This window comes from Jeotgalibacillus haloalkalitolerans (assembly GCF_034427455.1).
GTDB lineage: Bacteria > Bacillota > Bacilli > Bacillales > Jeotgalibacillaceae > Jeotgalibacillus > Jeotgalibacillus haloalkalitolerans.
Genome location: NZ_JAXQNN010000002.1, coordinates 293,959 through 318,410 on the forward strand (window position 1 = coordinate 293,959; position 24,452 = coordinate 318,410).

Below are 24,452 nucleotides of genomic sequence, written 5' to 3' on the forward strand. Positions count from 1 at the left end.
AGCGGTGAAGATATGCGTAAAATAGGGATTTTATTTATTGTTCTATTTTTAAGCGGCTGCAGTGAAGCCGGCTTAACAGGGGAAGTTACTTATATTGTTGACGGTGATACCATCGATGTAAAGCTGGGCGATGGATCAATTGAGAGGGTTCGATTTCTGCTGATTGATACACCTGAAACCAAGCACCCCACGATTGGTGTGCAGCCGTATGGACCAGAAGCATCAGTATTTACTGAGCAGCTTGAAGGTGAAACCGTGGAGCTTGAATTAGATGTTGCAGAAAGAGACCGTTATGGCCGAATGCTTGCATATGTATGGCATGATGGTGAGATGTTTAATGAAAAACTGCTTGAGGAAGGGTTAGCACGGGTTTCAGTGTATCCGCCTAACACAAAATATGTAGATGAATTCCGTGCTGTGGAAGCCACTGCAAAGAATGATGGGATTGGTATATGGTCAGTTGAAAATTATCAGCAGGATGAGTCAACTGTTAGTCAGGATGCCGGCTGTGATATAAAGGGGAATATTAACTCCCGCGGTGATAAAATCTATCATACAGTAGATTCACCTTATTATGATAAGACGATTCCTGAAGAGTGGTTTTGTTCGGTTGAAGCTGCTGAAGATGCGGGATTCAGAGCACCTAAATAGGAGGGGATTCAGTTGAAGAAAGAAGAATACATGAGATATGACGCTACTGGACTAGCTGGTTTGATAAAATCTAAAAATATTTCGGTCCGTGAAGCAGTTGAAACAGCTGTGAATGTGATCAATGATGAAAACCCCCGCGTAAATGCAGTAACTCATCTCAGGCTTGAAAAAGCGATGACTGAAGCTGAAAAAGCCAATATGAATACCCCTTTCGGCGGCGTGCCAATTTTATTAAAAGATATGTCTCAAAATGTTAAGGGGTCTCCCGCTACTGCAGGGTCGAACCTTCTTAAAAGCAACCTTGCATTAAAAAACAGCTATTTTACAGATAAATTAATTCAAGCCGGCTTTATCGTGCTGGGTCATACAAATGCTCCGGAATTCGGATTAAAAAACATAACTGAGCCTCTTCTTCATGGCGCATCGAGAAATCCGCTCAATGTGAATCATTCACCAGGTGGCTCTAGCGGTGGAGCTGCAGCAGCTGTTGCAAGTGGAATGGTACCGGTTGCGGGTGCCAGTGATGGAGGAGGATCGATACGCATTCCTGCTTCATTTTCGGGGTTAATCGGTTTGAAACCGACCAGGGGCAGAATGCCGGTTGGTCCAGGAACCGGCAGACAGTGGCAGGGAGCTGCGATTGACTTTTTTCTGACAAAATCGGTACGTGATACAGCCGGGTTACTTGATTGCATGCAGATTTATCAAAGGGCAGCCGCTTATCATACACCACTTTTTTCTAAAGGATATCTAAACACCTTAGAGATGAAGAATAATTTCAGGGTGGCATATTCATTCCATTCTCCGGTAGGAACGCTTGTCAGTCCTGATGCAGAACAAGCCGTACTAAAGACGGTAGACATGCTGCAGGCTGAAGGGTTTCAATGTGAAGAGGCTGCACCTCCTATTGATGGGAAGGAACTGATGAGGCAATATTACATGATGAATAGCGGTGAAATGGCAGCTTTAGTATCCAGCCTGGAGAAATCATTTAATAGAAAATTAACCATAGAAGACGTTGAAATTGAATCATGGGCCCTGTATCAGGCAGGTTTAAAATGTTCAGCCGGAGATTTCAGCCGGAGTTTATCTGCATGGGACCAGGCATCAGCCATCATGCATGAATTTCATCAGAGGTATGATTTGTACATAACACCGGCTGCTGCCCATACTGCTCCTCTTATTGGTCAATTGAGACATCAAGAGGCGATGCAGAACTCGCTCGAACATATTCACTTAATGAAAGCACAGGATCAGCAGGAGCTGATTTATCAGATGTTTGAGCCCAGCTTAACTTTGACACCATACACACAGCTGGCGAATTTAACCGGGCAGCCGGCAATCAGTCTGCCACTTTATACTGCTGAGAACGGGTTGCCGATCGGGATTCAGCTGATGGCACCTAAAGGAAATGAGCACTGGCTATTAAGCGTTAGCAACATTTTGATGAAAACCAATTAATATTATGCTGGTAAAGCACTTTAAAACATTAATTGATTTGTATGTTACAAAATAATCTATTAAAATTCGCTTTTTATGTTTCTGTGTAATCGTAATCTGGTTATTTGATAAGTTTTTCTTATCAAATAACATAACTTTATTGATATTTACTTATGAAGTCAATTGTATTAAGATTGAATTGTGCGAAAAAAGTTACATAACGTCGCTTTACAAAATGATGAGGGGGAAACAAGATGGCTAATCAGGATATTTTTCAATCGAAAAAGTCTTTTGAGCTAGAAGGTAAACGCTATCATTACTACGAGCTGAAAACGCTTGAAGAAAAGGGCTTTACTAACATTTCTAAATTGCCATACTCGATTCGTGTTTTACTCGAATCAGTGTTACGTCAATATGACGGCAGAGTAATTAAAGAAGATCACATTAAAAACCTTGCAAACTGGGGTTCTGAAGAAGTGAAGGATTCTGAAGTGCCATTCAAGCCTTCGCGCGTTATCCTCCAGGATTTCACTGGTGTACCTGCAGTTGTAGACCTTGCTTCTTTACGTGATGCAATGTCTAAAATGGGTGGTTCACCCGATAAAATCAACCCTGAAATTCCGGTTGATCTAGTCATTGACCACTCTGTACAGGTAGATAAGTATGGGACACCTGATGCACTTCAGGTAAATATGGATCTTGAATTTGAACGTAATGCTGAGCGTTACCAGTTCCTATCATGGGCTCAAAAAGCATTTGACAACTACCGTGCAGTTCCACCTGCAACAGGTATCGTTCACCAGGTTAACCTTGAATACCTTGCAAATGTAGTCCATGCGATTGAAAACGCAGAAGGAGAAACAATTGCTTTTCCTGACACACTTGTAGGTACTGACTCTCATACAACGATGATCAACGGTATCGGTGTATTAGGGTGGGGCGTTGGTGGTATCGAAGCAGAAGCAGGAATGCTTGGTCAGCCTTCATATTTCCCGATACCTGAAGTAATCGGGGTACGCCTTACAAACCAGCTGCCACAGGGAGCTACAGCTACAGACCTTGCGCTGAAAGTAACTCAGGTTCTCCGTCAAAAAGGCGTAGTTGGAAAATTTGTTGAATTCTTTGGTGATGGTGTTGCAAATCTGCCGCTTGCAGACCGTGCAACGATTGCCAATATGGCACCTGAATATGGTGCGACGTGCGGCTTCTTCCCTGTGGATGAAGAATCACTTAACTACATGCGCTTAACTGGCCGTGAAGACAGTGACATTGCAGTTGTTAAGGAATATTTGCAGCGCAATGATATGTTCTTTACGACTGACAAAGAAGATCCAACTTACACTGATGTAGTTGAACTTGACCTGTCAACAGTTGAACCGAACCTTTCAGGACCAAAACGTCCACAGGATCTGATTCCGCTATCAGCTATGCAGAAAGAATTCCACAAAGCGCTAACTGCAAAAGAAGGCGTACAGGGATTCGGACTTGAAAAAGAAGAAATTAATAAAGAAGCAGTTGTTGAATTCAGCAACGGTGATGTAGCGCCTATGAAGACTGGTGCAATTGCAATTGCTGCCATTACAAGCTGTACAAATACATCTAACCCATATGTAATGCTTGGTGCCGGCTTAGTTGCTAAAAAAGCCGTTGAGCTTGGAATGGAAGTGCCAAAGTATGTAAAGACTTCACTTGCACCAGGTTCAAAGGTTGTATCCGGCTATCTGCGTGATGCTGATCTGCTTGATCCGCTTGCAAGCCTTGGATTTGACCTGGTTGGTTACGGGTGTACGACATGTATTGGTAACTCCGGACCACTACTTCCTGAAATTGAAAAAACAATTTCAGAAAGTGATCTGCTTGTATCGTCTGTATTGTCAGGAAACCGTAACTTTGAAGGACGTATCCATCCGTTAGTACGAGCTAACTACCTGGCATCACCGCCACTGGTTGTTGCTTACGCGCTTGCAGGAACTGTGGATATTGACCTTCAGAAAGATCCGATCGGTAAAGGGAAAGATGGACAGGATATCTTCCTGAAAGACATCTGGCCAACAACTGAAGAAGTAAACGCGATCGTTAAATCAACTGTAACACCTGAACTTTTCCGTGAAGAGTACGAGCGTGTATTTGACAATAACGAACGTTGGAATGAAATTGAAACAAATGATGATGCGCTTTATGCATTCTCAGATGATTCAACATATATTCAGAATCCACCATTCTTTGAAGGTCTTACAGAACACCCATCTGCAATTGAAACACTCAGCGGTATGCGTGTAGTAGGTAAGTTTGGAGATTCAGTTACGACTGACCATATTTCACCGGCTGGTGCGATCGGCAAAGATACACCTGCAGGAAAATATCTACGTGAAAATGGCGTGGAAATCCGTGACTTTAACTCTTATGGCTCGCGCCGTGGTAACCACGAAGTCATGATGCGTGGTACATTTGCAAATATCCGTATCCGTAACCAGATTGCTCCGGGTACAGAAGGCGGATATACAACATACTGGCCAACCGGTGAAGTAATGGCAATCTATGATGCTTGCATGAAGTATCAGGAAGATAACACAGGTTTAGTTGTACTCGCAGGTAAAGATTACGGCATGGGTTCATCCCGCGACTGGGCTGCAAAAGGTACAAACCTTCTTGGTATTAAAACTGTCATCGCAGAAAGCTATGAGCGTATCCACCGTTCAAACCTTGTGTTTATGGGTGTACTTCCACTTCAGTTTAAAAAGGGTGAAAGTGCTGAAACATTAGGATTAACAGGAAAAGAAACAATCGCTGTAAATATCACAGACGATGTAAAGCCTCGTGATATCCTGACAGTTACAGCAACTGATGAAGACGGAAAAGTAACTGAATTTGAGGTACTTGCACGTTTTGACTCAGACGTTGAAGTCGATTATTACCGTCATGGCGGAATTTTAAGAATGGTTCTGCGTGATAAATTAACCGTATAATTCACTTAATCCGACAGTCATCTGGCTGTCGGATTTTTTTAACTCTATAATAATTAAAAAATTCTAACTATTTTAGTTTAAACAGTCCCATAATGTGACATACTGTAAATAGGAGGTGTGTGCAATATGAGAGTAAAAGGCAAGTCTTTTCAGGAGCTGTTGGCAGAGAATCGATCTGACATCAAAAAAGATCCTGTAAAAATGGATCGGATAGAAGAACGTTTAGAAAAAAGATGGATTACATGGAGTGAAAAAAACTAATCAGATCGCATTCTGTCCAGCCGGGATAGGGTGCTTTTATTTTTTTTCTGTTTCATTTCAGATATAATGAGGCTACATTGTAATGAAAAGAGGGTTATACATGTTAACAGCTAAAAAAGAGGTTGAAGTCCGTTATGCTGAGACTGACCAGATGGGCGTTGTCTATCATGCGAACTATTTAGTCTGGATGGAAATCGGACGCACATCACTGATTGAAACAATGGGATTTAAGTATTCTGACATGGAAGATGAAGGAATCCTTGCTCCCGTTATGGATATTAACATTTCCTACAAGAGCCCTGCAAAATATGGGGATGTCGTTACAATACATACATGGATGGAGCATTATGATGGGTTGAGAACTCATTACGGTTATGAAATTCTTCTTGAAGACGGAACAATTGCAGCTTCAGGTCTTTCAAAACATGTGTGTGTAAAAAAAGAAAACTTCAGACCTGTCTCAGTCAGAAAATACTTCCCGGCCTGGCATGATGCGTGTGAAACTCATAAAAAGCATCCTGTATTGGAAGAGAGTAAGCGTTAATGGCATTTGGAATCAAAAGGACAGAACTTTTGAAATGGAAGCATGATATCGATGAAGGAAGAATTGCTTTTCTCACGCATTACTGGGTCGATGACAGATTTAGTCAAATGAGAACTGTTACAAAAGCTGGTGCTCTGAGTATTGATCAGCTTCACCAGTGGGGAAAACAGTACGGGTTAAAGAAGGAATGGATTCATATAAGAGAGGATGGGTATTCACACTACGATTTAATCGGGCCTACGCAGCTGGAGATTTTAAAAGCAGAAGGGCTGGATGATCATATCAGAAGGTTTAACCTCAAATAAAAAACCGCATTTCTGCGGTTTTAAGCTTTGTTATACTGATACTCGGGCCCTTCAAGCTTATCATCATAAGCAACATGCAGGTCATGGCCGTCAAAATACCAGACATCACTTTCTTCTACAAAGAAATGTATACCTGATTTTTCAGTTTCAGCAGCCGGTTCAACAGGTTCATCCTTGGAAACACCTAAAGAAAATCCTTCCTGAACAGCGCTTGACCCGCCGTATTTTGCAAAAAACCTGACGTGGGAGCCTTTTTCAATTTGCATTTCATTTTCAAACCATTTAAGTGCTTCATCAGATAACGTGATATTCAATTGAAAAACTCCTTTCCTCAGTGCAGCTGATTGCTGCTTCATTAAACTACATTATAAAGTAAGAAATTTATTGTGACAAAGAAAGGGTGTTACAGATGGAAAAAAATCTTTTCTGGATTATTGGGGCATTTATTTTTGGAGGCTTAACATTACAGGTATTTATTCAATTAGAAACTCATTACTATGTTGAAGCCCTGCTATTCATTTTAGCAGCCGCTGCAGTTTACTGCGGATTAGTATTCTTGAGCCGTAAAAATAATCAGGCATTTTTAATGAGTACCGGTATTTTGACTGTAGCAGCGATTATTATGATCTTTGTTTCGCCGCATCTGTCCGGATATTAAAACAACCGTGCTGTCTAATCTGACAGCACGGTTGTTTTACATCCACTTAATTTTAGGTTCGGTTTTGTTTTTAATTCTGGAAATATTATCTTTATGTCTGATTACGATAAACACCGACATGACACCTACGATAATCGTTAAAAACAGATCGTTTGTGAAGATGAGGCAATAAAGGATTCCAAAAAGTGCAGCCGCCATTGAAGATAAGGATACATACTTAGAAAGCTTCAATACAATTAAAAATACAAGTACCACCAGTACAAATAAAACCGGCGCATATCCGAGCACGACTCCCGAAGAAGTGGCTACGGCTTTTCCTCCTTTAAATCCTGCAAATACAGGGAAAATATGACCAATCACAGAGAAAACGCCTGCAACGAGCATCAGATCCGGCTGATCAAACAGTAATGGAATCAGTGTAGCGCAGGTCCCTTTTAATATGTCTATGAGGGTAACAACAATGCCTGCTTTTTTACCAAGCGTTCTGAAGGTATTTGTAGCACCAAGATTTCCGCTGCCGTAATTTCTGATATCTTTTTTATAAAAAGCCTTGCCCACCCAAAGTCCTGAAGGTATTGAACCTAGAATATAGGCGATGATAAAAATAATTGCAATTTCCATTTTATTCTCCTTCAATTATGTATATTACCTTCATCTTATCATGAAAATTAAACGAAAAAATAAATATTTTCACATGCCACCAAAAACATTCGTCAAATAAATTGTCGAAATACGTAAAAATGAGTTTATGAGGTTTGACCTAAGGGAAATAATTGATAGATATAAGAAAGGGGTGGATCTATGATCGTATTCAAAAATGTTTCCAAGACATTTGAGGATGGAACGGAAGCGATTAAAAACATGAATTTACATATTAAAGAAGGTCAGCTCGTCGCATTAATCGGTCCAAGCGGCTGTGGCAAAACAACCACAATGAAAATGATCAACAGATTGATCAGTATCACTTCAGGAACAATTGAAATTGATGGTAAGGACACCGGTAATATGAAAGAAGTTGAGCTGAGAAGGAACATTGGATATGTCATTCAGCGTATCGGACTTTTCCCTCATATGACCATTGAAGAGAACGTAGGGCTTATCCCGAAGCTGAAAGGGAAAAAGAAAGCTGAATATGAGCACAGGGTCGACGAGCTGTTAAATCTCGTAGGGTTGGATCCTGCCATCTATAAAAAGAGATATCCGCTTGAGTTAAGCGGAGGACAGCAGCAGCGCGTCGGAGTAGTCAGGGCACTTGCCGGTGAACCGCCTATTATATTGATGGATGAGCCTTTCAGTGCACTTGACCCGATCAGCCGTGAACAGCTCCAGGATGAATTGAAGCAGCTCCAGACTACCATTAAAAAAACAATTGTTTTCGTCACCCATGACATGGATGAAGCATTAAAAGTTGCTGATGAGATTGTCATCATGAAAGATGGTGTGATTCAGCAGATTGCCACACCTGAAGACCTCCTTCGAACACCAGCTAATGACTTTGTCAGATCATTTATAGGTGAAGAGAGAATTCAGACCTATCTGAATGACCATTCCAGACAGAGCATCAAGCCGTTTGTTAACACCATGAGTGAAAGTCCTCCAACAGATCACCAGATTGACAGTTCATTATCGATCAAAGATGCGGTCAGGTACTTTATTACACATAAAATTGATACTGCCGCGGTGAAAGAGAATGATCAGATTATCGGGTCACTGAAGAAAGACCGTCTGCTGACAGCTCTTGCAGGAATTGACGAAGAGGAGGCAGTCTGATGAATTTCTTTCAGTCTTTTATAGATACAGTCAGCTCGCGTCAGGATTTGATCATTGAAGCGACGCTAGAACACCTGTACTTATCATTTACAGCAATATTTATTGCAATTGTCATAAGCCTTCCGCTGGGGATTTTTATATCAAGAAATCAAAAAGTGGCAGAGTTCTATATCGGCGTGACCGCAGTCTTTCAGACGATACCCAGCCTGGCTTTATTCGGGTTTTTAGTGCCGATTATGGGAATTGGGTTTGAAACAGCACTCATTGCACTTATCATTTATGCTTTACTGCCGATCTTACGAAATACATATACAGGCATCACAGGCGTTGATCAGGCAGTGATTGAAGCAGGTCGGGGAATGGGAATGACGAACAGTCAGATCTTATTCAAAATTGAACTCCCCTTATCTCTGCCTTTTCTGATGGCAGGGATCAGAACGGCAACGGTATTAACTGTAGGCGTAGCTACGCTTGCAACATTTGTAGGTGCCGGCGGACTCGGAGATGTAATCTGGAGAGGACTGCAGTCGTACAACAATAACCTGGTTCTTGCAGGTGCAATTCCCGTAGCACTTCTGGCATTACTATTTGATTTTATATTAAAAATGCTTGAAAAGAAGACAACACCTAAAGGGTTGAAATCATAATGAGGAGTGATCAGATGAAACATACAAAAAAAATAGCAGGGGCATCATTAATTGCACTATCAGGAATACTGGCGGCATGTGGAAGTGATAGTGGTTCAGGAGACGGAAGTGATCCGATTATTGTGGCCGGGAAGCCTTGGACAGAGCAATATATCCTTCCTCATATTCTCGAACTTTATATCGAAGGAAATTCTGATTATGAAGTTGAGCTTGAAGAAGGTCTGGGAGAAGTATCTATTCTCACTCCATCTATTGAAAACGCTGAAATCGATATGTATGTAGAATATACTGGAACCGGTCTTGAGGCGGTTTTAAATGAAAAAGCTGAACAGGGTGAATCCAGTGAAGCAGTACTTGAGCGTGTAAGAGAAGGATACGAGGAACGCTTTGAAGTTACATGGCTGGAACCGCTCGGATTTGAAAACAGCTATACAATGGCTTACAGAAGCGGTGAGGATATAAATGCTGCAACATACAGTGAACTTGCAGAAGTAAGCAGTGATCTTGTCTTTGGTGCCCCCCATTCGTTTTATGAGCGGGAAGCTGATGGATATGATGCATTAGTTGAAGCGTATGGCTTTGAATTTACATCAGCTGAAAGTTTTGATGCAAGTATTATGTATGATGCAGTCAGAACTGGTGAGGTTGACGTAATCCCTGCTTTTACTACTGATGGACGTATTGAAAGATTTGAGCTTGCAACGACAGAAGACGATAAAGGCTTCTTCCCGAAATATGATGCAGTACCAATCGTACGTCAGGAAATTCTGGATAACTACCCGGAGCTTGAAGAAGTGATGAGTGGTCTTGCAGGTCAGATTTCAGAGGAAGAGATGCAGGAAATGAATGCAAAGGTAGATATTGATGGTGAGGACTACAGAGCAGTAGCAGAAGAATTCTTATTAAGTAAAGGACTTATTGAAGAGTAAGGAGAGTAAGGAGATGAATCAAATGGATAATCCGGACCGTAATGAAATCAGAGCAATCCTTAAGGATGCTAAAACCATTGCTGTTGTTGGTCTAAGTGACAACCCTGCACGAACGTCGAATAGTGTATCAAAAGCAATGCAGGACGCAGGATATAAAATTATCCCTGTTAACCCGATGATTGATGAAGCGCTGGGTGAAAAATCTTTAAAAAGCCTGAAAGACATTCCGGATGATGTAGATATTGTCAATGTATTCAGACGGTCGGAATTTTTAAAAGACCTGGCAGAGGACTATCTTCAGACTGACGCGCCTGTTTTCTGGACGCAGCTTGATGTTGTCGATGAAGAAGTATTTAATCACTTATCATCAAAAGGCCGAAAAGTGATCATGGACAGATGCATTAAAGTAGAACATAGTATTACTCAGCCTTAAAACATAGTACGGGATAACTTCATAATTAATTTAAAAGGCACTGCTGTACAAAGAAACCGGCGGGACGATCCGGTGAGTAAAGCGACCGGAAGGGAAGAAAACAAGAAGTGCAGTGTAATATGTACAAGTCCTGAACATTGTTCAGGGCTTTTTTTATGGTTTTATTATCTGTAAAATAAAAAATAATATGGGTTGACACAAGTATTTTATCCAAATGCATTTGAAATGCCTGATAAAATAAGTATAGAATATGATGGGTACAGCATTTATATGCTATAATGGAGTAAAACGAACACCTGTTTGTATAGTTGGAAGGGGAATTTTTAGTGACTAAAAAAGCAATGATGGAATATAACGATGATGCAATCCAGGTGCTTGAGGGTCTGGAAGCAGTCCGTAAAAGACCTGGTATGTATATCGGCTCAACTGATGCAAGAGGATTGCATCACTTAGTGTATGAAATAGTGGATAATTCCGTGGATGAAGCGCTTGGCGGATATGGTGACCGCATTGATGTGAAAATACATGAGGATGACAGTATCTCAGTGCGGGATTATGGCCGTGGTATGCCTACTGGTATGCACCGTTCAGGAAAGCCTACTCCTGAGGTTATTTTCACTGTTCTTCATGCAGGAGGAAAATTCGGACAGGGCGGATATAAAACTAGTGGAGGTCTTCACGGAGTTGGTGCATCAGTCGTAAATGCGCTCTCAGAATGGCTTGAAGTAACAATTTACCGGGATGGCTCTGTTTTTAAGCAGCGTTTTGAAAATGGAGGCAAACCGGTAACTACCCTTGAGAAAAAGGGTTCCACAAAAGAGAATGGAACATTGATTCACTTCAAACCGGACCCGGCAATTTTCAGTACGACTCATTTTAATTATGAGACGTTGAGTGAAAGACTGCGTGAGAGTGCCTTCCTGCTAAAAGGCTTTGCAATTGAAATTGCGGATCTGAGAGAAGATCAGAAAGAGCTGTTTCAGTTTGAAACGGGCATTCAGGCTTTTGTTGCTTATTTGAACGAAGAAAAAGACACTTTGCACCCGGTTGTTGCATTTGAAGGTGAACAAAGTGGCATTGAGGTTGAATTTGCTTTTCAATTCAACGATGGCTTCTCTGAAACCATTCTTTCTTTTGTTAATAATGTCAGAACAAAAGATGGAGGAACACATGAAGCGGGTGCAAAGACAGCAGTAACGAGAATTTTCAATGAATATGCGCGGAAGGTAAGTCTTTTAAAAGACAAAGATAAAAACCTCGAAGGCACTGATATCAGAGAAGGATTTGCAAGTATTATTTCAATCAGGGTACCTGAGCAGATTCTCCAATTTGAAGGTCAGACAAAGGGGAAGTTAGGAACTTCGGAAGCACGATCAGCAGTTGATGCAGTGGTTGCCGGTAAGCTGCTATACTTCCTTGAAGAAAACCCGGATATCAGTACGATGCTGATTAAAAAAGCGATCAGGGCACAGCAGGCAAGGGAGGCTGCACGAAAAGCACGGGAAGATGCGAGAAACGGTAAAAAGAGAAAAAAATCAGATACCATTCTCTCCGGGAAGCTTACACCTGCTCAATCAAAAAATGCCGCAAAAAATGAGTTATATCTGGTAGAGGGTGATTCAGCAGGCGGTTCCGCCAAACAGGGACGTGACCGGAAGTTTCAGGCGGTCCTGCCACTTCGTGGTAAAGTGATAAATACTGAAAAAGCAAAGCTTGCTGACATTTTTAAGAATGAAGAAATCAATACGATTATCCATGCAATTGGCGCAGGTGTAGGCCCTGACTTTAATCTTGACGATGTACAATACGATAAAATTGTGATCATGACTGATGCCGATACAGATGGCGCTCATATTCAGGTTCTGCTGCTGACATTTTTCTACCGCTATATGAAACCGCTTGTTGAAGCCGGTAAGGTATACATTGCGCTGCCGCCGCTTTATAAAGTAAGTAAAGGTTCAGGAAAAAAAGAAGTTATTGAATATGCCTGGACAGATGATGAGTTAGGTAAAGTCCAAAAGAAAGTCGGAAAAGGCTATATGCTGCAGCGCTATAAGGGTCTTGGAGAAATGAATGCTTCACAGCTTTGGGAAACAACAATGGATCCGGCTACCAGAACGCTGATCAGAGTCCGTATCGATGATGGTGCCCGGGCAGAAAGACGCGTAACGACGTTAATGGGAGATAAAGTTGAACCAAGACGGAAATGGATAGAATCCCATGTAGCGTTTGGTCTGGAAGATAATGAAAATATTCTTGAGAATGAACAGATTATGACATCAGAGGAGGAATAAATACATGACAGCGACAGAACGCTTTCAGGATCTTCCTCTCGAAGAGGTTTTAGGGGATAGATTTGGACGATACAGTAAATACATTATTCAGGAAAGAGCATTACCTGATGCACGTGACGGATTAAAGCCTGTACAGCGCAGAATCCTTTATGCAATGCACATGGAAGGCAATACACATTTAAAGGGATTCAGAAAATCCGCTAAGACAGTTGGTAACGTAATTGGTAATTACCATCCGCACGGAGATTCTTCTGTCTACGAAGCGATGGTAAGAATGAGTCAAAGCTGGAAAGTGAGAAACCGTCTTGTTGAAATGCATGGTAACAACGGTAGTATTGATGGCGATCCTGCTGCAGCCATGCGTTATACTGAAGCAAGGTTGTCAGCTATTTCAGGCGAACTTCTGCGTGATATTGAATCCGAAACAGTTGATCATATTCCAAACTTTGATGATACATCAGAAGAGCCGGTCGTACTCCCTGCACGTTATCCGAATTTACTGGTTAATGGTTCAACAGGGATATCAGCAGGTTATGCAACAGAAATCCCGCCTCATCATTTAGGCGAAGTGATTGATGCTGCAGTCATGAAAATCGATCGCCCGGATGCGTCAGTGGAAGATCTGATGACAGTTATCAAGGGGCCGGATTTTCCAACAGGCGGTATTGTCCAGGGTGTTGACGGAATCGAAAATGCTTACCGAACGGGTAAAGGAAAAATCGTCATACGCGGTAAAGTGGAAGTTGAAGATATCCGTGGTGCCAAACAGCAGCTGGTCATCACAGAGATCCCATATGAAGTCAATAAGGCAGTACTTGTAAAAAAGATGGATGAGTATCGTGCAGATAAAAAAGTGGAGGGCATCGCTGAGGTAAGGGATGAAACAGATCGGACCGGTCTCAGAATTGTAGTCGAGCTGAAAAAAGAAGCAGATGCAAATGGCGTATTAAACTTTTTATATAAAAATACAGATCTGCAGGTTCACTATAATTTCAATATGGTAGCGATTCATAAAAAACGTCCGATGCTGATGGGACTCAATGATTTACTAGAGGCTTACATCGACCATCAGAAGGAAGTCGTAACAAGAAGAACAAAATTCGACTATGACAAGGCGATTAAGCGAAAGCACATCGTTGAAGGTCTGATTAAAGCACTGTCAATTCTTGATGAGGTTATCGAGACGATCCGTGCCTCAAAAGATAAAAAAGATGCCAAAAACAATCTTGAGTCACGCTTTGCATTTACTGAAGCGCAGGCAGAAGCAATCGTTTCACTCCAGCTATACCGCTTAACGAATACTGACGTTACAGCACTTCAAAAAGAATCTGCTGAACTCGATCAGAAGATTAAACAGCTAGATGCGATTTTAACGAGCGATTCAAAGCTGCTCTCTGTCATTAAAAAAGAGCTTAAAGCGATTAAAAAGCAATATGAGGACAGCAGACGTTCAATTATTGAACGGGATATCGAAGAAATTAAAATTAATATGGAAGTCTTAGTAGCAAGTGAAGATGTTTATGTATCAGTTACGAAAGATGGATATATCAAGCGTACTTCCCAAAGATCCTACGCAGCTTCAAATGGACAGGACCTTGCGATGAAAGATACTGACAGGCTGCTCACGCTGCAAAATATCAATACAACAGATTCGCTTCTTTTATTTACGAATAAAGGAAACTATATTCATTTCCCTGTTCACATGCTTCCTGATATCCGGTGGAAAGACCTTGGGCAGCATTTTTCTTCAATTGTTTCAGCTGACAGGGATGAGGAGATTATTCATGCAGAAGGTGTGAACAGCTTTGAAAAGGATACACTTGTATTTGTAACGAAAAAAGGCATGGTGAAAAAATCCGAGTTAAAGCTATACCACGCACAGCGCACAGCGCGAACCCTGGTTGCGCTCAACGTAAAAAAGGATGATGAAGTAATTGCCGTTCATAGAACGAATGGAAATCAGACACTGATGCTTGCGACACAGTTCGGTTACGGCCTGAGGTTTTCGGAAGAAGAAGTAAGCCTTGTTGGTCAGCGGGCAGCCGGTGTTAAGGGAATCAACCTTAAGGATGGAGATCACGTCGTTTCTGCTATCATTGCTGAAGATCAGGACAGTCTCATTGCTGTAACTCATCGTGGCGCAGTAAAGAAAATGGCGGTTTCTGAATTTGAAAAAGGCTCGAGAGCAAAAAGAGGACTGATTATGCTGAGAGAATTAAAACGAAACCCGCACCGTCTGGTTAAGCTCTTTAAAGCAGTTCAGCATCGTGAATTTATACTTGAGACAGACAAAGGTGAACGTGCAGTTGTCACAGCCTCACAGCTGCGCAACAATGACAGATATTCAAACGGCTCCTTTATTATTGATGAAAATGAAAAAGGAAACGTGGTTCAGGCCTGGGAAAATATCACGGCAGAAGAGGTTTAATAAAATAGTGTTATAGGGAATGGAAGAAGGTACCGCTTTCTTCCATTTTCTGATCAAATTTATAAAAGGGGGATTTCATTTGAACACGCTGCAATTTGTTTCAATTATTGACGACGTAGCAACGACAATAAATGGTTTTTTATGGGACTACATACTAATCGTTGTTTTAATTGGTTGTGGATTGTATTTCACAGTCAGAGGCCGCTTTTTACAGTTCACTTCTTTTGGTGATATGTTGAAATTATTAACTGAAAAAACGACGATCTCTTCAAAAGGTCGAAGAGGGATTTCCTCTTTTAAAGCATTTACGATTTCAACTGCATCAAGGGTAGGAACAGGAAACCTTGCCGGCGTTGCAACTGCCATCGCTTTAGGAGGACCGGGTGCTGTATTCTGGATGTGGATTATTGCACTGGTTGGATCTGCAACTGCATTTGTCGAATCAACGCTTGCACAGGTATACAAAGTAGATGATGACAAAGACGGTTTCCGGGGCGGTCCTGCCTATTACATGGAAAGAGGACTGAATGCAAGATGGCTTGGTATCATTTTTGCAATTATTATTTCTATTACATTCGGACTCGTATTTAATTCGGTGCAGTCCAATACTATTTCTCTTGCTTTAGAAGGATCATTCGGATGGGATCGTCAAATTGTCGGTCTTGTGCTTGTGGTTTTAACGGCTGCAGTTATTTTTGGTGGAGTGAAGCGGGTTGCAGCTGTTACAAGTATCGTTGTTCCAATTATGGCGATCCTTTACCTGCTGCTTGCACTATTCGTATTATTTACGAACCTGGACCTTGTATTTCCGATGTTTCAGATCATATTCAGTAACGCATTCGGCATCACTGAAGTTGTCTCAGGCGGTATCGGTGCAGCCATTTTAAATGGTGTTAAAAGAGGACTTTTCTCTAATGAAGCAGGTATGGGTAGTGCACCAAACGCGGCAGCAACAGCCGGTGTCACGCACCCTGCGAAGCAGGGGCTGATTCAGGCGCTGGGTGTATTTGTAGATACAATTATTATCTGTACAGCGACAGCACTTATTATCATTATGTCGAATGAATATCTGAATGGCAGTGACGGGATTAAGCTCACTCAGGATGCTCTTACTTACCACGTGGGTGATTGGGCAGCAGCATTTATCAGTGTAGCAATCTTCCTTTTTGCCTTCAGTTCAATTGTCGGAAACTACTATTACGGTGAAACAAATATTGAATTTATTAAAAACAACATGCTTTATGTGAATATTTACCGTTTTATCGTTGTAGGAATGGTGTATTTTGGAGCCGTTCAGGAGTTTGGTGTCGTGTGGAACCTTGCAGACGTATCAATGGGAACCATGGCATTAATTAACCTGATCGCTATTTCAATTATGGCGCCACTGGCATTTAAAGTACTTCAAGATTACAACCGCCAGAAGAAACAGGGGATTGATCCCGTGTTTTATACAAAAAACATTCCTAATCTGAAGAATACAGAATGCTGGGATGAAGGCCCGGAAAAAGAATAAATAAAAAAAGCGTGCCCGCGGGCACGCTTTTTTTATCGAAATAGAGATTGAACTTGCAATTTTATTTCTGATTCTTTATCGTAAACTCATCAGCAAGCGCTTCATTCACTGCTTTTTCAATGGCCAAAAGGTCTTCACGACTGACAACAGCGTCAAGTTTGTTCCAGTCAACAAATCTGACAAAGTATTTTCTTCTGATTCTGGATAAATGCACAACTGAATGTGGAAATTCCTCAAAGTAAGCTCTGACTCTTCCACGTCCTGCATAACTCCATCTAATTAGATTCATTTTTATCACCAAAACCAGTTTATCACGAACAGGTGTACGAATAAACGATAAGTTAAAGGAGAAGATAAAATGAGCGATTTATTTTTTGTATACGGTACGTTAAGAAAGCACGGAAGCAGAGATGTAATTCTCAAAAACGGGAAATTACTGGCTTCCCAGGCGTGGACAAAAGGGAAGCTGTATCTGGCTGACCACCTGGACCCTATACTGAAACCTGATGAGAATGAAAGGTCATATGGAGAACTATATGAAGTCTCATCAGAAAAAAGTGAAGAATTAAAAAAGATGATGTCATTGAACGGTAATTTAGCGAAAGTTACCGTTTATACAGACCACCTGGGACAGCAGGAGGCCTATACACAGACAACAGAGTCTGATGTGGAATTTGTTGAAGAAGTAAGATTTAACGACTGGATTATACACATGGAAATGGACCGTCCTATTCAGTATTATTTTGCCTATGGATCTTGTATGGATGATGAGCGGTTCAAGCTCGCAAAAGTAGATCATCTGTTTTTAAATAAAATCGGCGGCGGTAAAGTTGAAAGACTCGAAATGAATTATTCACTGAGCGTCCATGACGGAGGCAGAGCAAACCTGATTGAAACCGGCGGCTCTGGCGAAGGGGTGCTGTATAAAGTGAATCAGAAAGCGGTTGAGTATCTGTATCATCGTGAAGGTGTTGACAGCGGTATGTACAGACCTGCCATGGTGGATGTGAGTGTAGATGGAATACATTATGCGAAAAGTATTACATTTATCGTTATTGATCCGGTAGATGAAATCGCTCCGCCACTTCATTACGCAACGGAAATTATCAGAGGATCACGCGGCGTCGTCAGTGATGAATATCATGAGAAACTAGTAAAAGACCTTACAGATAAATTTAACCTTGAAGTAAAGCTGAACAAATAATATAAACAGTTCCCTGAAAAGATACATTCTTTTCAGGTTTTTTTATTTCCGCAGTCGAAACTTTATATATATAGGAGAGGTTTGAAAACTTAAAATCAAATATCGCGATATTTTGTGATCTGATGGGCTGAGAGGCCATAATTCGGAATCAGATGAAATCTCACCCCTTTGATAGCGCTTTCACTCCGCATAACTGCTTCTAACTCATTACTTTCAGGTTTTCCCTTGCGTGTGTTTCCCTACGTGTTACGATAATACTCGTGATTAAAAAGCGAACAAAAAACCGAACAATACATTTGAAAACAGAGATGAAAACAAAGGAGATGGGCATGATGTCTAACGATTTAAGAGTAGCATTTATTGGAGCAGGAAATATGGCAGAGGCAATGATTTCAGGGATTGTTAAAACTGGAACACTTGAGCCGCGTCAAGTCACTGCGACAAACCGTAGCAATGCAGACCGTTTACTTGAACTTCATAATGAATATGGCATCCAGGGAATTATGAGAGACAAGATACAATTATCATCATATGACGTTATTTTCCTGGCGATGAAACCTAAAGATGCTGAAAGCTCATTATTATCTATTAAAGATCATATCAGACCCGATCAGGTGGTCATGAGTGTGTTAGCCGGCATTTCAACAGAATTTATGGAAGAGCATTTAAATGAGGGGCAGCAGGTAATTCGCGTGATGCCTAACACTTCAAGCATGCTGAGAGAATCAGCTACTGCAATTTCCCCGGGACAAAACGTCACAATGAAGAATGTAAAGCTAGCTAAGAGCCTGTTATCTTCTATTGGAGAGGTATATGTCATTGAAGAAGATCAAATGGACCTTTTCACAGGAATTGCAGGTAGCGGACCAGCTTATTTCTATTATTTAATGGAGCACATTGAAAAAACTGCACAGGAAAATGGAATGGATGTTCAGCAGGCACGGGAAATTGGCGCACAAACTATTCTGGGTGCAGCAAAAATGATGATTGAACGTGATGAAACACCTACAGAGTTGAGACAAAATGTAACTTCACCAAATGGTACGACTGCTGCAGGCCTTGATGCACTCAATGAAAATGGCGGGGGCACAGCAATTAAAGCAGCAATTGAAGGTGCAATGAATAGATCAAAAGAAATTACTGAACAGATGGCAAAAGTAACAGTGCAATGACCGAAATTTTTAAATCAGGAGTGATAGCATGACATCGGATAATCAAAAGAGAGTTGTAATTAAAATTGGAAGCAGTTCTTTAACAAGTTCATCAGGTGATATCAGCCGGAGAAAAATTCAGCGTATTACAGACCAGGTTGCAGAACTGAAAGACGACGGACATGAAGTCGTATTAGTATCTTCAGGCGCTGTGGCGGCAGGTTACAGAACACTCGGTTTTGTAAACCGTCCATCATCTCTGCCGGAAAAACAGGCAGCAGCTGCAATCGGGCAGGGACGATTAATTGAAACGTACTCTGAATTGTTTACTTCTCATGGATATGCTGCTTCTCAGATTCTGATTACACGCAGCGATTTCTCCGATGAAACACGCTATAACAATGTCAGAAATACAATTAACGTCCTTTTAGAGCGTGGAATTGTGCCGATTGTAAATGAAAATGACACTGTCACAACAGACCGGCTGAGATTTGGGGATAATGATACGTTATCAGCAAAGGTTGCAGGCCTGGTAGATTCAGACCAGCTGGTAATTTTATCAGACATTGATGGTCTGTATAATGATGATCCTAGAAAAAACCCTGATGCAGAATTGCTGAAGGAAGTAACAGAAATCACACCGCAGATTGAAGATATGGCCGGAGAACCGGGGTCTGCAGTCGGTACCGGCGGCATGAGATCAAAAATTGATGCCTTCAAAATTTCAATGGCATCAGGTATTCCGTCATTCCTCGGTAAAGCAGGCGTGAAAAACATTATTGTGGAAGCTGTTAATGAAACAGCGCGCGGCACTTACTTCGGAATAGAAAAAATTGATATTAACCTTGACCGTAAACGTCAATGGATCGCATTCAATTCAGGTCCTGAAGGTGAAATTCTCATTGATAAAGAAGCAAAAGATGTGATTGTCAATGATAAAGGTAACCTTCAGCCAAGTCAGATCTATCAGATTAACGGCTACTTTAAAAAAGGCAGTGTCGTTAGAATTCTTGATACAGAAAACAATAAATTGGGTCTTGGAGTAGTGAATTATTCTTCAAAAGACCTTGAACAGTTCCAGTTAGATCGCAACGACCAAAATAATGAAGCTGCTATTAACAGTGAATCATTCGTATGTGAACTCGATGTAGCGATTCCACTGGGCGTATAAATCATTTCATTAAGTTAAGCTGAAGACAAAAAAACCAAAATCTCACAAGGAGTGGTTTGATGACTACAATGACGAAAGTAAACGTAAAACAGCAGGCACAGTTAGCACAAAAAGCTTCAAAAGAACTTGGTCTACTTCCAACAGGAACGAAAAATCAGGCTCTGTTAACGATCGCAGATCATCTGGAAGCCAATACTGCAGCAATTCTGGCAGCGAATGAAAAAGACCTTGCAAATGGCCGTGAAGCCGGCTATGATGCAGCATATATGGACCGTCTGGCACTTGATACGGATCGTGTGAAAGACTTTGCCGATGGCCTGCGTCAGGTAGCAAAGCTTGAAGATCCATCAGGAGAGGTTACAGATGAGTGGACACTTGATAATGGTCTTAATGTCCAGACAATCCGGGTGCCGCTTGGTGTCATTGGTATGATCTATGAAGCGCGGCCGAACGTTACTGCAGACGCTACTGGACTTGCACTGAAATCAGGTAATGCGATCGTCTTAAAAGGTGGATCTTCTGCAATTAACTCTAACAGACAGATCGTAAGCGTAATGAAAGAAGCGCTTGAGCATACTGAGATTTCATCAGATGCTGTTCAGTTTATTGACAGCACAGACCGTCAGGCAACTGAAGAATTATTTACAATGAAAGAGCACATTGATGTTCTCATCCCGCGTGGTGGCGGTAAGCTGATTTCTGCTGTTGTTAATAATGCAACTGTGCCAGTATTAGAAACAGGTGTAGGGAACTGCCATATTTATATTGATAAAGATGCAGACGCTAAAAAAGCATTCGCAATTCTTGTAAATGCGAAAACTGACCGTCCTGCGGTTTGTAATGCAGCAGAAACTGTTATTATTCATGAAGCATTCTTAAATGCACACAAAGATGAGCTGATTGAGACATTGAAAGAAAATAATATCAGTGTCTATGGTGATGAAGCAGCTTGTAAAGCTTTACCGGGAGCGGAAAAAGCAGAAGAAGAACAGTGGGCTAACGAATTCCTGAGCCTGGATATTGCGATGAAAATTGTTTCAGACGTAGATGAAGCCATTTCACACATTGATGAATACGGAACGAAACATTCAGAAGCCATTGTGACCGATAATGAAGAAACTGCTAAGCGTTTTAAAGGCATGGTAGATGCAGCTGCGATTTATCAGAATGCATCAACTCGCTTTACTGATGGAAGTGCCTTAGGCTTTGGTGCTGAAATTGGTATTTCAACCCAGAAACTGCATGCCCGCGGACCAATGGGACTGCCTGCTCTGACAACAATCAAATATGTAATGACTGGAGACGGTCAGATCCGATAAAAAAAAGCAGCCAATCGGCTGCTTTTTTTTATGTGTCTGGCTGTTCATCAGAAGAGGCGTGACCGCCGGACAGTCTGAATTTCAGATCAAAGAACTTTTTAGTCAGCTTTGGAAGCGGACCATCAAACAGCTTTTCTCTCCAGAAGATATCTGCTGCTTTTTGAACAGCCCCTGCTTTAACAGGATAAGTGTAAACCATTCTGGATAAAGTGCCGATTTTCATTTTGTTTTTCTTTGCATACACGGCAAGCTGCATCCATTCACCTGCATCTGTTCCTGCTGCATGTGCTCCCAGGATGTATCCTTTTTTATCAGTAATAAATTTTACAAACCCACGCGTCTCATGCGCTGTAATAAAGCGGTCTACTTCATTCAGGTGAGCTCTGAACACTTTAAAATCAAGATTTTTCCCTTCAGCTTCCTGTTCTGTTAATCCGAGGTGAAATACTTCAGGAACAGTAAAAGTGACCCATGGTGTATTGCTGTGGTCCAGCGAATTACGGAGACCAAACAGGACATTAGATACGATTGTTTTTGCTTCTTCACCGGCAGCGTGGGTGAAAGGCAGCGTATTAACTGTATCCCCAACTGCAAAAATGTGAGATCTTGACGTTCTGAAAGAAGCATCAGTATGGATAAAACCTTTTACTTTTTCAACCCCGGCTTGTTCAAGTTTTAGCGAATCAATTGCAGGCTTTCTACCGGCAGCTACTAAAATCACATCAAATTCCTCTGTTGACTGCTCACCTTTTTGTTCAACCGTTAATTTGGATTTTCCATTTTGATATTCAGCTTTTACAACTTTCGCATTTAATCTGATATTTAATTCCTTGCCGATCTCATTTTCCATGAAGCGTGCAATATCCCGGTCTTCTTTAGAGAACAGCTTATCTGCACCTTCAAAAACAGTAACTTCAGATCCAAGTCGCGAAAATGCCTGTGCCATCTCAAGACCAACTGTACCTCCACCAATTACGCCAAGCTTGGCGGGAAGGGAAGAAAGATCAAAAATGGATTCATTTGTAACATAAGGAATCGTTTCAATCCCGTCTATAGGGGGAACGACAGGCTTGGAACCTGTAGCGATCACTACTTTATCTGCGTAAATTGATGTGCCTTCACCAATGTTAATGATGTGATCCGATTCAAATGAGGCCTCTCCGAAATAAACATCTGCTCCCATATCAGTAAACCTGTCACTGCTGTCATGTGACTGAATTGTATTTCTGGCCTGATTAATTCTTTCTTTCACTTTCGCAAAGCTCATTTCACCATTAATTGTTAACCCGAGAAATTCAGCAGCCTCGTGCATATCATGAGACATATTTGCTGTTTTTATCAACGCTTTGGATGGAACGCAGCCAAAGTGCAGACAATCTCCTCCAAGTGAGTCACGTTTTTCAATCAAAGCAACCTTTGCTCCAAGTGATGCCATACCCGAAGCGGCTGTCATACCTGCTGAACCGCCGCCGATAATTGCTACCTGATAACGTTCCATTAAATCTCCTCCATATACAATTCACGGATTGTTTTCATCCGTTTCTTATTTACACCAAAGTCAGAATACCCTGTTCGGGAAGCTGAGCGGTAATGAATCACATTTTCTTCATCGGAAAATAAAAAATCAATGTCATCTTTAAATTTAAAGAATGATGAAGTCTCAATGGCATAGATCATTGAGTCATTCTCATTTTTTATTACGACTTTTTCCATTGATTCAAGAATGGATTTGAGCCGCTTTTTTGATTCCTCTTTCGATCCTCTGTATGGAAGAGGATCAAGTTTTTTATCCGCATCCTCTGTCTGTGTTGAAACATTGTTTGGCTTATCAGCCAGTGGCAGCAGTTTACCATTTTCTAATCTGTCATTTAAATTCACAATCGTCACTCCTTTAAATTTTCGGTTCGCCCAGAAAGAAATATCCTCTCTGGTGTACAACAGGTAAATCATATAAAGAAAAGGCAGCACCAGTAAGCTGTCTGGGGATAAAAAAATGAAGGGTTTGTTTCCTACCTTCACTGAAAATGTCGAATGAATAGGTTAAATCCCCGATAAAGCCTCTTTTAGGTACGTGCTCAATTTCTACAACATAGTGAGGTTTCAATTCCCCAAGCTCTCTTGTTTCCTCAGCTGACATCGGCTGATGATATGCTTTAATCTGCCCGGAAACCGTATAAGTAAGCTGATCAATTGTAATATCAGACTGGTTTATAAAACACACGCTGTAATGATAGCCTTCAAATTCGTTAGGACGCGTGTCGAGTACAGCTAAAAACCATGGTTTTTCGATCATATCAGTGCCTCCTATACGCAGATTCCATCTAACCTGCTATACCCTGTCCGTATAAAACAAAAACAGCACATATGAAAATGTGCTGTTTTTGTTAAGTTAAGTATTCATAATAGGAAACGAAAATCGCTGCTAAAGATAAAGCTGTGTAGGCAATACTTGTACCTTCAATCAGTTTGGGATGTAAATACTTTTTCTGATCCTCTAACTGTACAGTCGTTAATGAAGATTGAACAGGCTGCCGGTTTGCTTTTGCGTAATTACCCGGAGCAGTAAAGAAGCGGATGGCTACAATACTCGCAATCCCGGCAAAAAAGGAAACTTCAATAAAACCGGCACTCAAGATCAGCATGAGTAAAACATTAAAAATGGTGATTGTAAGTGCCGTAACTGCAAAATTTAAAAATTTTATCAATACTTTCACTCCCAGAAGAATCTACTATCAGTTTCTCACAATTTCCAAGGCTTCACCACACAA

Annotated in this window: 25 protein-coding genes; 18 read left to right on the forward strand and 7 right to left on the reverse strand. The window is 41.2% G+C overall.

The window, feature by feature from the left end; translation table 11 throughout:
- The first annotated feature begins 12 nt into the window (after window positions 1-12).
- From UFB30_RS06315 to UFB30_RS06340, 6 genes are all read left to right on the forward strand, one after another.
- The gene (locus UFB30_RS06315; protein ID WP_322420842.1) at window positions 13-651 is read left to right on the forward strand and encodes a thermonuclease family protein; all 639 of its coding nucleotides are present in this window, start codon (window positions 13-15) and stop codon (window positions 649-651) included.
- Window positions 652-663: 12 nt separating this feature from the next.
- Window positions 664-2,112, forward strand: a complete 1,449-nt coding sequence (locus UFB30_RS06320; protein ID WP_322420843.1) for an amidase — start codon at window positions 664-666, stop codon at window positions 2,110-2,112.
- A gap of 233 nt (window positions 2,113-2,345) precedes the next feature.
- Complete coding sequence (gene acnA, locus UFB30_RS06325) at window positions 2,346-5,057, forward strand: aconitate hydratase AcnA (RefSeq protein ID WP_322420844.1); 2,712 nt, start codon at window positions 2,346-2,348, stop codon at window positions 5,055-5,057.
- A gap of 126 nt (window positions 5,058-5,183) precedes the next feature.
- Window positions 5,184-5,318: an FbpB family small basic protein gene (locus tag UFB30_RS06330; protein ID WP_322420845.1), complete on the forward strand. Its 135-nt coding sequence runs from the start codon at window positions 5,184-5,186 to the stop codon at window positions 5,316-5,318.
- A 100-nt stretch (window positions 5,319-5,418) separates the two neighbouring features.
- Complete coding sequence (locus UFB30_RS06335) at window positions 5,419-5,862, forward strand: thioesterase family protein (RefSeq protein ID WP_322420846.1); 444 nt, start codon at window positions 5,419-5,421, stop codon at window positions 5,860-5,862.
- On the forward strand, window positions 5,862-6,167 hold the full coding sequence (locus UFB30_RS06340) for a hypothetical protein (RefSeq protein ID WP_322420847.1): 306 nt from the start codon (window positions 5,862-5,864) through the stop codon (window positions 6,165-6,167). The genes UFB30_RS06335 and UFB30_RS06340 overlap by 1 nt, the downstream gene beginning before the upstream one ends.
- Window positions 6,168-6,187: 20 nt before the next feature.
- Here the strand turns inward: UFB30_RS06340 and UFB30_RS06345 are convergent, their stop codons facing one another.
- On the reverse strand, window positions 6,188-6,481 hold the full coding sequence (locus UFB30_RS06345; RefSeq protein ID WP_322420848.1) for a HesB/YadR/YfhF family protein: 294 nt from the start codon (window positions 6,479-6,481) through the stop codon (window positions 6,188-6,190).
- A 95-nt stretch (window positions 6,482-6,576) separates the two neighbouring features.
- On the opposite strand from UFB30_RS06345, the gene UFB30_RS06350 reads away from it, so the two are divergent.
- Window positions 6,577-6,825 carry a hypothetical protein gene (locus tag UFB30_RS06350; RefSeq protein WP_322420849.1) on the forward strand — a complete coding sequence of 83 codons (249 nt, stop codon included), beginning with the start codon at window positions 6,577-6,579 and terminating at the stop codon, window positions 6,823-6,825.
- Between the two features lie 36 nt (window positions 6,826-6,861).
- Here the strand turns inward: UFB30_RS06350 and plsY are convergent, their stop codons facing one another.
- Window positions 6,862-7,446, reverse strand: coding sequence for a glycerol-3-phosphate 1-O-acyltransferase PlsY (gene plsY, locus UFB30_RS06355; protein WP_322420850.1), 585 nt, complete (start codon window positions 7,444-7,446; stop codon window positions 6,862-6,864).
- A gap of 180 nt (window positions 7,447-7,626) precedes the next feature.
- On the opposite strand from plsY, the gene UFB30_RS06360 reads away from it, so the two are divergent.
- The 7 genes from UFB30_RS06360 to UFB30_RS06390 all read left to right on the forward strand — a co-directional run bounded on the left by UFB30_RS06360 (window position 7,627) and on the right by UFB30_RS06390 (window position 16,839).
- The gene (locus UFB30_RS06360; protein ID WP_322420851.1) at window positions 7,627-8,595 is read left to right on the forward strand and encodes an ABC transporter ATP-binding protein; all 969 of its coding nucleotides are present in this window, start codon (window positions 7,627-7,629) and stop codon (window positions 8,593-8,595) included.
- Window positions 8,595-9,242 (forward strand): ABC transporter permease, encoded by a 648-nt coding sequence (locus UFB30_RS06365; protein WP_322420852.1) that lies wholly within the window; start codon window positions 8,595-8,597, stop codon window positions 9,240-9,242. The genes UFB30_RS06360 and UFB30_RS06365 overlap by 1 nt, the downstream gene beginning before the upstream one ends.
- Window positions 9,243-9,256: 14 nt before the next feature.
- On the forward strand, window positions 9,257-10,171 hold the full coding sequence (locus UFB30_RS06370) for a glycine betaine ABC transporter substrate-binding protein (RefSeq protein ID WP_322420853.1): 915 nt from the start codon (window positions 9,257-9,259) through the stop codon (window positions 10,169-10,171).
- A gap of 22 nt (window positions 10,172-10,193) precedes the next feature.
- Window positions 10,194-10,604 (forward strand): CoA-binding protein, encoded by a 411-nt coding sequence (locus UFB30_RS06375; RefSeq protein WP_322421525.1) that lies wholly within the window; start codon window positions 10,194-10,196, stop codon window positions 10,602-10,604.
- Window positions 10,605-10,945: 341 nt separating this feature from the next.
- Window positions 10,946-12,898, forward strand: a complete 1,953-nt coding sequence (gene parE / locus UFB30_RS06380; RefSeq protein ID WP_322421526.1) for a DNA topoisomerase IV subunit B — start codon at window positions 10,946-10,948, stop codon at window positions 12,896-12,898.
- A gap of 4 nt (window positions 12,899-12,902) precedes the next feature.
- Window positions 12,903-15,326 carry a DNA topoisomerase IV subunit A gene (parC, locus tag UFB30_RS06385; RefSeq protein ID WP_322420854.1) on the forward strand — a complete coding sequence of 808 codons (2,424 nt, stop codon included), beginning with the start codon at window positions 12,903-12,905 and terminating at the stop codon, window positions 15,324-15,326.
- A 79-nt stretch (window positions 15,327-15,405) separates the two neighbouring features.
- Window positions 15,406-16,839, forward strand: coding sequence for an alanine/glycine:cation symporter family protein (locus UFB30_RS06390; RefSeq protein WP_322420855.1), 1,434 nt, complete (start codon window positions 15,406-15,408; stop codon window positions 16,837-16,839).
- Window positions 16,840-16,900: 61 nt separating this feature from the next.
- On the opposite strand, the gene UFB30_RS06395 is transcribed toward UFB30_RS06390, so the two are convergent.
- On the reverse strand, window positions 16,901-17,128 hold the full coding sequence (locus tag UFB30_RS06395) for a protein YuzH (protein WP_322420856.1): 228 nt from the start codon (window positions 17,126-17,128) through the stop codon (window positions 16,901-16,903).
- A 69-nt stretch (window positions 17,129-17,197) separates the two neighbouring features.
- On the opposite strand from UFB30_RS06395, the gene UFB30_RS06400 reads away from it, so the two are divergent.
- The 4 genes from UFB30_RS06400 (at window position 17,198) to UFB30_RS06415 (ending at window position 21,684) form a co-directional block, all read left to right on the forward strand.
- Entirely contained in the window at window positions 17,198-18,043 is an 846-nt protein-coding gene (locus UFB30_RS06400) for a gamma-glutamylcyclotransferase (RefSeq protein ID WP_322420857.1), read from the forward strand.
- Between the two features lie 332 nt (window positions 18,044-18,375).
- Complete coding sequence (gene proC / locus UFB30_RS06405) at window positions 18,376-19,215, forward strand: pyrroline-5-carboxylate reductase (protein ID WP_435390796.1); 840 nt, start codon at window positions 18,376-18,378, stop codon at window positions 19,213-19,215.
- 28 nt (window positions 19,216-19,243) lie between these two features.
- Complete coding sequence (gene proB, locus UFB30_RS06410; RefSeq protein WP_322420859.1) at window positions 19,244-20,365, forward strand: glutamate 5-kinase; 1,122 nt, start codon at window positions 19,244-19,246, stop codon at window positions 20,363-20,365.
- Window positions 20,366-20,424: 59 nt separating this feature from the next.
- Window positions 20,425-21,684 carry a glutamate-5-semialdehyde dehydrogenase gene (locus UFB30_RS06415; RefSeq protein ID WP_322420860.1) on the forward strand — a complete coding sequence of 420 codons (1,260 nt, stop codon included), beginning with the start codon at window positions 20,425-20,427 and terminating at the stop codon, window positions 21,682-21,684.
- 28 nt (window positions 21,685-21,712) lie between these two features.
- Here UFB30_RS06415 and UFB30_RS06420 read toward each other — a convergent pair whose 3' ends face one another.
- The 4 genes from UFB30_RS06420 to UFB30_RS06435 all read right to left on the reverse strand — a co-directional run bounded on the left by UFB30_RS06420 (window position 21,713) and on the right by UFB30_RS06435 (window position 24,389).
- The gene (locus UFB30_RS06420) at window positions 21,713-23,182 is read right to left on the reverse strand and encodes a dihydrolipoyl dehydrogenase family protein (protein WP_322420861.1); all 1,470 of its coding nucleotides are present in this window, start codon (window positions 23,180-23,182) and stop codon (window positions 21,713-21,715) included.
- The gene (locus tag UFB30_RS06425; RefSeq protein WP_322420862.1) at window positions 23,182-23,562 is read right to left on the reverse strand and encodes a DUF1499 domain-containing protein; all 381 of its coding nucleotides are present in this window, start codon (window positions 23,560-23,562) and stop codon (window positions 23,182-23,184) included. The genes UFB30_RS06420 and UFB30_RS06425 overlap by 1 nt, the downstream gene beginning before the upstream one ends.
- Window positions 23,563-23,575: 13 nt before the next feature.
- Window positions 23,576-23,977, reverse strand: a complete 402-nt coding sequence (locus tag UFB30_RS06430; protein ID WP_322420863.1) for a hypothetical protein — start codon at window positions 23,975-23,977, stop codon at window positions 23,576-23,578.
- Window positions 23,978-24,068: 91 nt separating this feature from the next.
- Window positions 24,069-24,389 carry a hypothetical protein gene (locus UFB30_RS06435; protein ID WP_322420864.1) on the reverse strand — a complete coding sequence of 107 codons (321 nt, stop codon included), beginning with the start codon at window positions 24,387-24,389 and terminating at the stop codon, window positions 24,069-24,071.
- Between the last annotated feature and the right edge of the window lie 63 nt (window positions 24,390-24,452).

What these genes read in the sequence shown, in the direction of transcription:
- UFB30_RS06315 (WP_322420842.1), top strand. Translation starts at nt 13, where the DNA reads ATGCGTAAAATAGGGATTTTATTTATTGTTCTATTTTTAAGCGGCTGC.
- proC (WP_435390796.1), top strand. Translation starts at nt 18,376, where the DNA reads ATGTCTAACGATTTAAGAGTAGCATTTATTGGAGCAGGAAATATGGCA.
- parC (WP_322420854.1), top strand. Translation starts at nt 12,903, where the DNA reads ATGACAGCGACAGAACGCTTTCAGGATCTTCCTCTCGAAGAGGTTTTA.
- UFB30_RS06340 (WP_322420847.1), top strand. Translation starts at nt 5,862, where the DNA reads ATGGCATTTGGAATCAAAAGGACAGAACTTTTGAAATGGAAGCATGAT.
- UFB30_RS06430 (WP_322420863.1), bottom strand. Translation starts at nt 23,977, where the DNA reads ATGATCGAAAAACCATGGTTTTTAGCTGTACTCGACACGCGTCCTAAC.
- acnA (WP_322420844.1), top strand. Translation starts at nt 2,346, where the DNA reads ATGGCTAATCAGGATATTTTTCAATCGAAAAAGTCTTTTGAGCTAGAA.
- UFB30_RS06360 (WP_322420851.1), top strand. Translation starts at nt 7,627, where the DNA reads ATGATCGTATTCAAAAATGTTTCCAAGACATTTGAGGATGGAACGGAA.
- UFB30_RS06375 (WP_322421525.1), top strand. Translation starts at nt 10,194, where the DNA reads ATGGATAATCCGGACCGTAATGAAATCAGAGCAATCCTTAAGGATGCT.
- proB (WP_322420859.1), top strand. Translation starts at nt 19,244, where the DNA reads ATGACATCGGATAATCAAAAGAGAGTTGTAATTAAAATTGGAAGCAGT.
- UFB30_RS06370 (WP_322420853.1), top strand. Translation starts at nt 9,257, where the DNA reads ATGAAACATACAAAAAAAATAGCAGGGGCATCATTAATTGCACTATCA.
- UFB30_RS06350 (WP_322420849.1), top strand. Translation starts at nt 6,577, where the DNA reads ATGGAAAAAAATCTTTTCTGGATTATTGGGGCATTTATTTTTGGAGGC.
- parE (WP_322421526.1), top strand. Translation starts at nt 10,946, where the DNA reads ATGATGGAATATAACGATGATGCAATCCAGGTGCTTGAGGGTCTGGAA.
- UFB30_RS06415 (WP_322420860.1), top strand. Translation starts at nt 20,425, where the DNA reads ATGACTACAATGACGAAAGTAAACGTAAAACAGCAGGCACAGTTAGCA.
- UFB30_RS06330 (WP_322420845.1), top strand. Translation starts at nt 5,184, where the DNA reads ATGAGAGTAAAAGGCAAGTCTTTTCAGGAGCTGTTGGCAGAGAATCGA.
- UFB30_RS06335 (WP_322420846.1), top strand. Translation starts at nt 5,419, where the DNA reads ATGTTAACAGCTAAAAAAGAGGTTGAAGTCCGTTATGCTGAGACTGAC.
- UFB30_RS06365 (WP_322420852.1), top strand. Translation starts at nt 8,595, where the DNA reads ATGAATTTCTTTCAGTCTTTTATAGATACAGTCAGCTCGCGTCAGGAT.
- UFB30_RS06420 (WP_322420861.1), bottom strand. Translation starts at nt 23,182, where the DNA reads ATGGAACGTTATCAGGTAGCAATTATCGGCGGCGGTTCAGCAGGTATG.
- UFB30_RS06395 (WP_322420856.1), bottom strand. Translation starts at nt 17,128, where the DNA reads ATGAATCTAATTAGATGGAGTTATGCAGGACGTGGAAGAGTCAGAGCT.
- UFB30_RS06400 (WP_322420857.1), top strand. Translation starts at nt 17,198, where the DNA reads ATGAGCGATTTATTTTTTGTATACGGTACGTTAAGAAAGCACGGAAGC.
- plsY (WP_322420850.1), bottom strand. Translation starts at nt 7,446, where the DNA reads ATGGAAATTGCAATTATTTTTATCATCGCCTATATTCTAGGTTCAATA.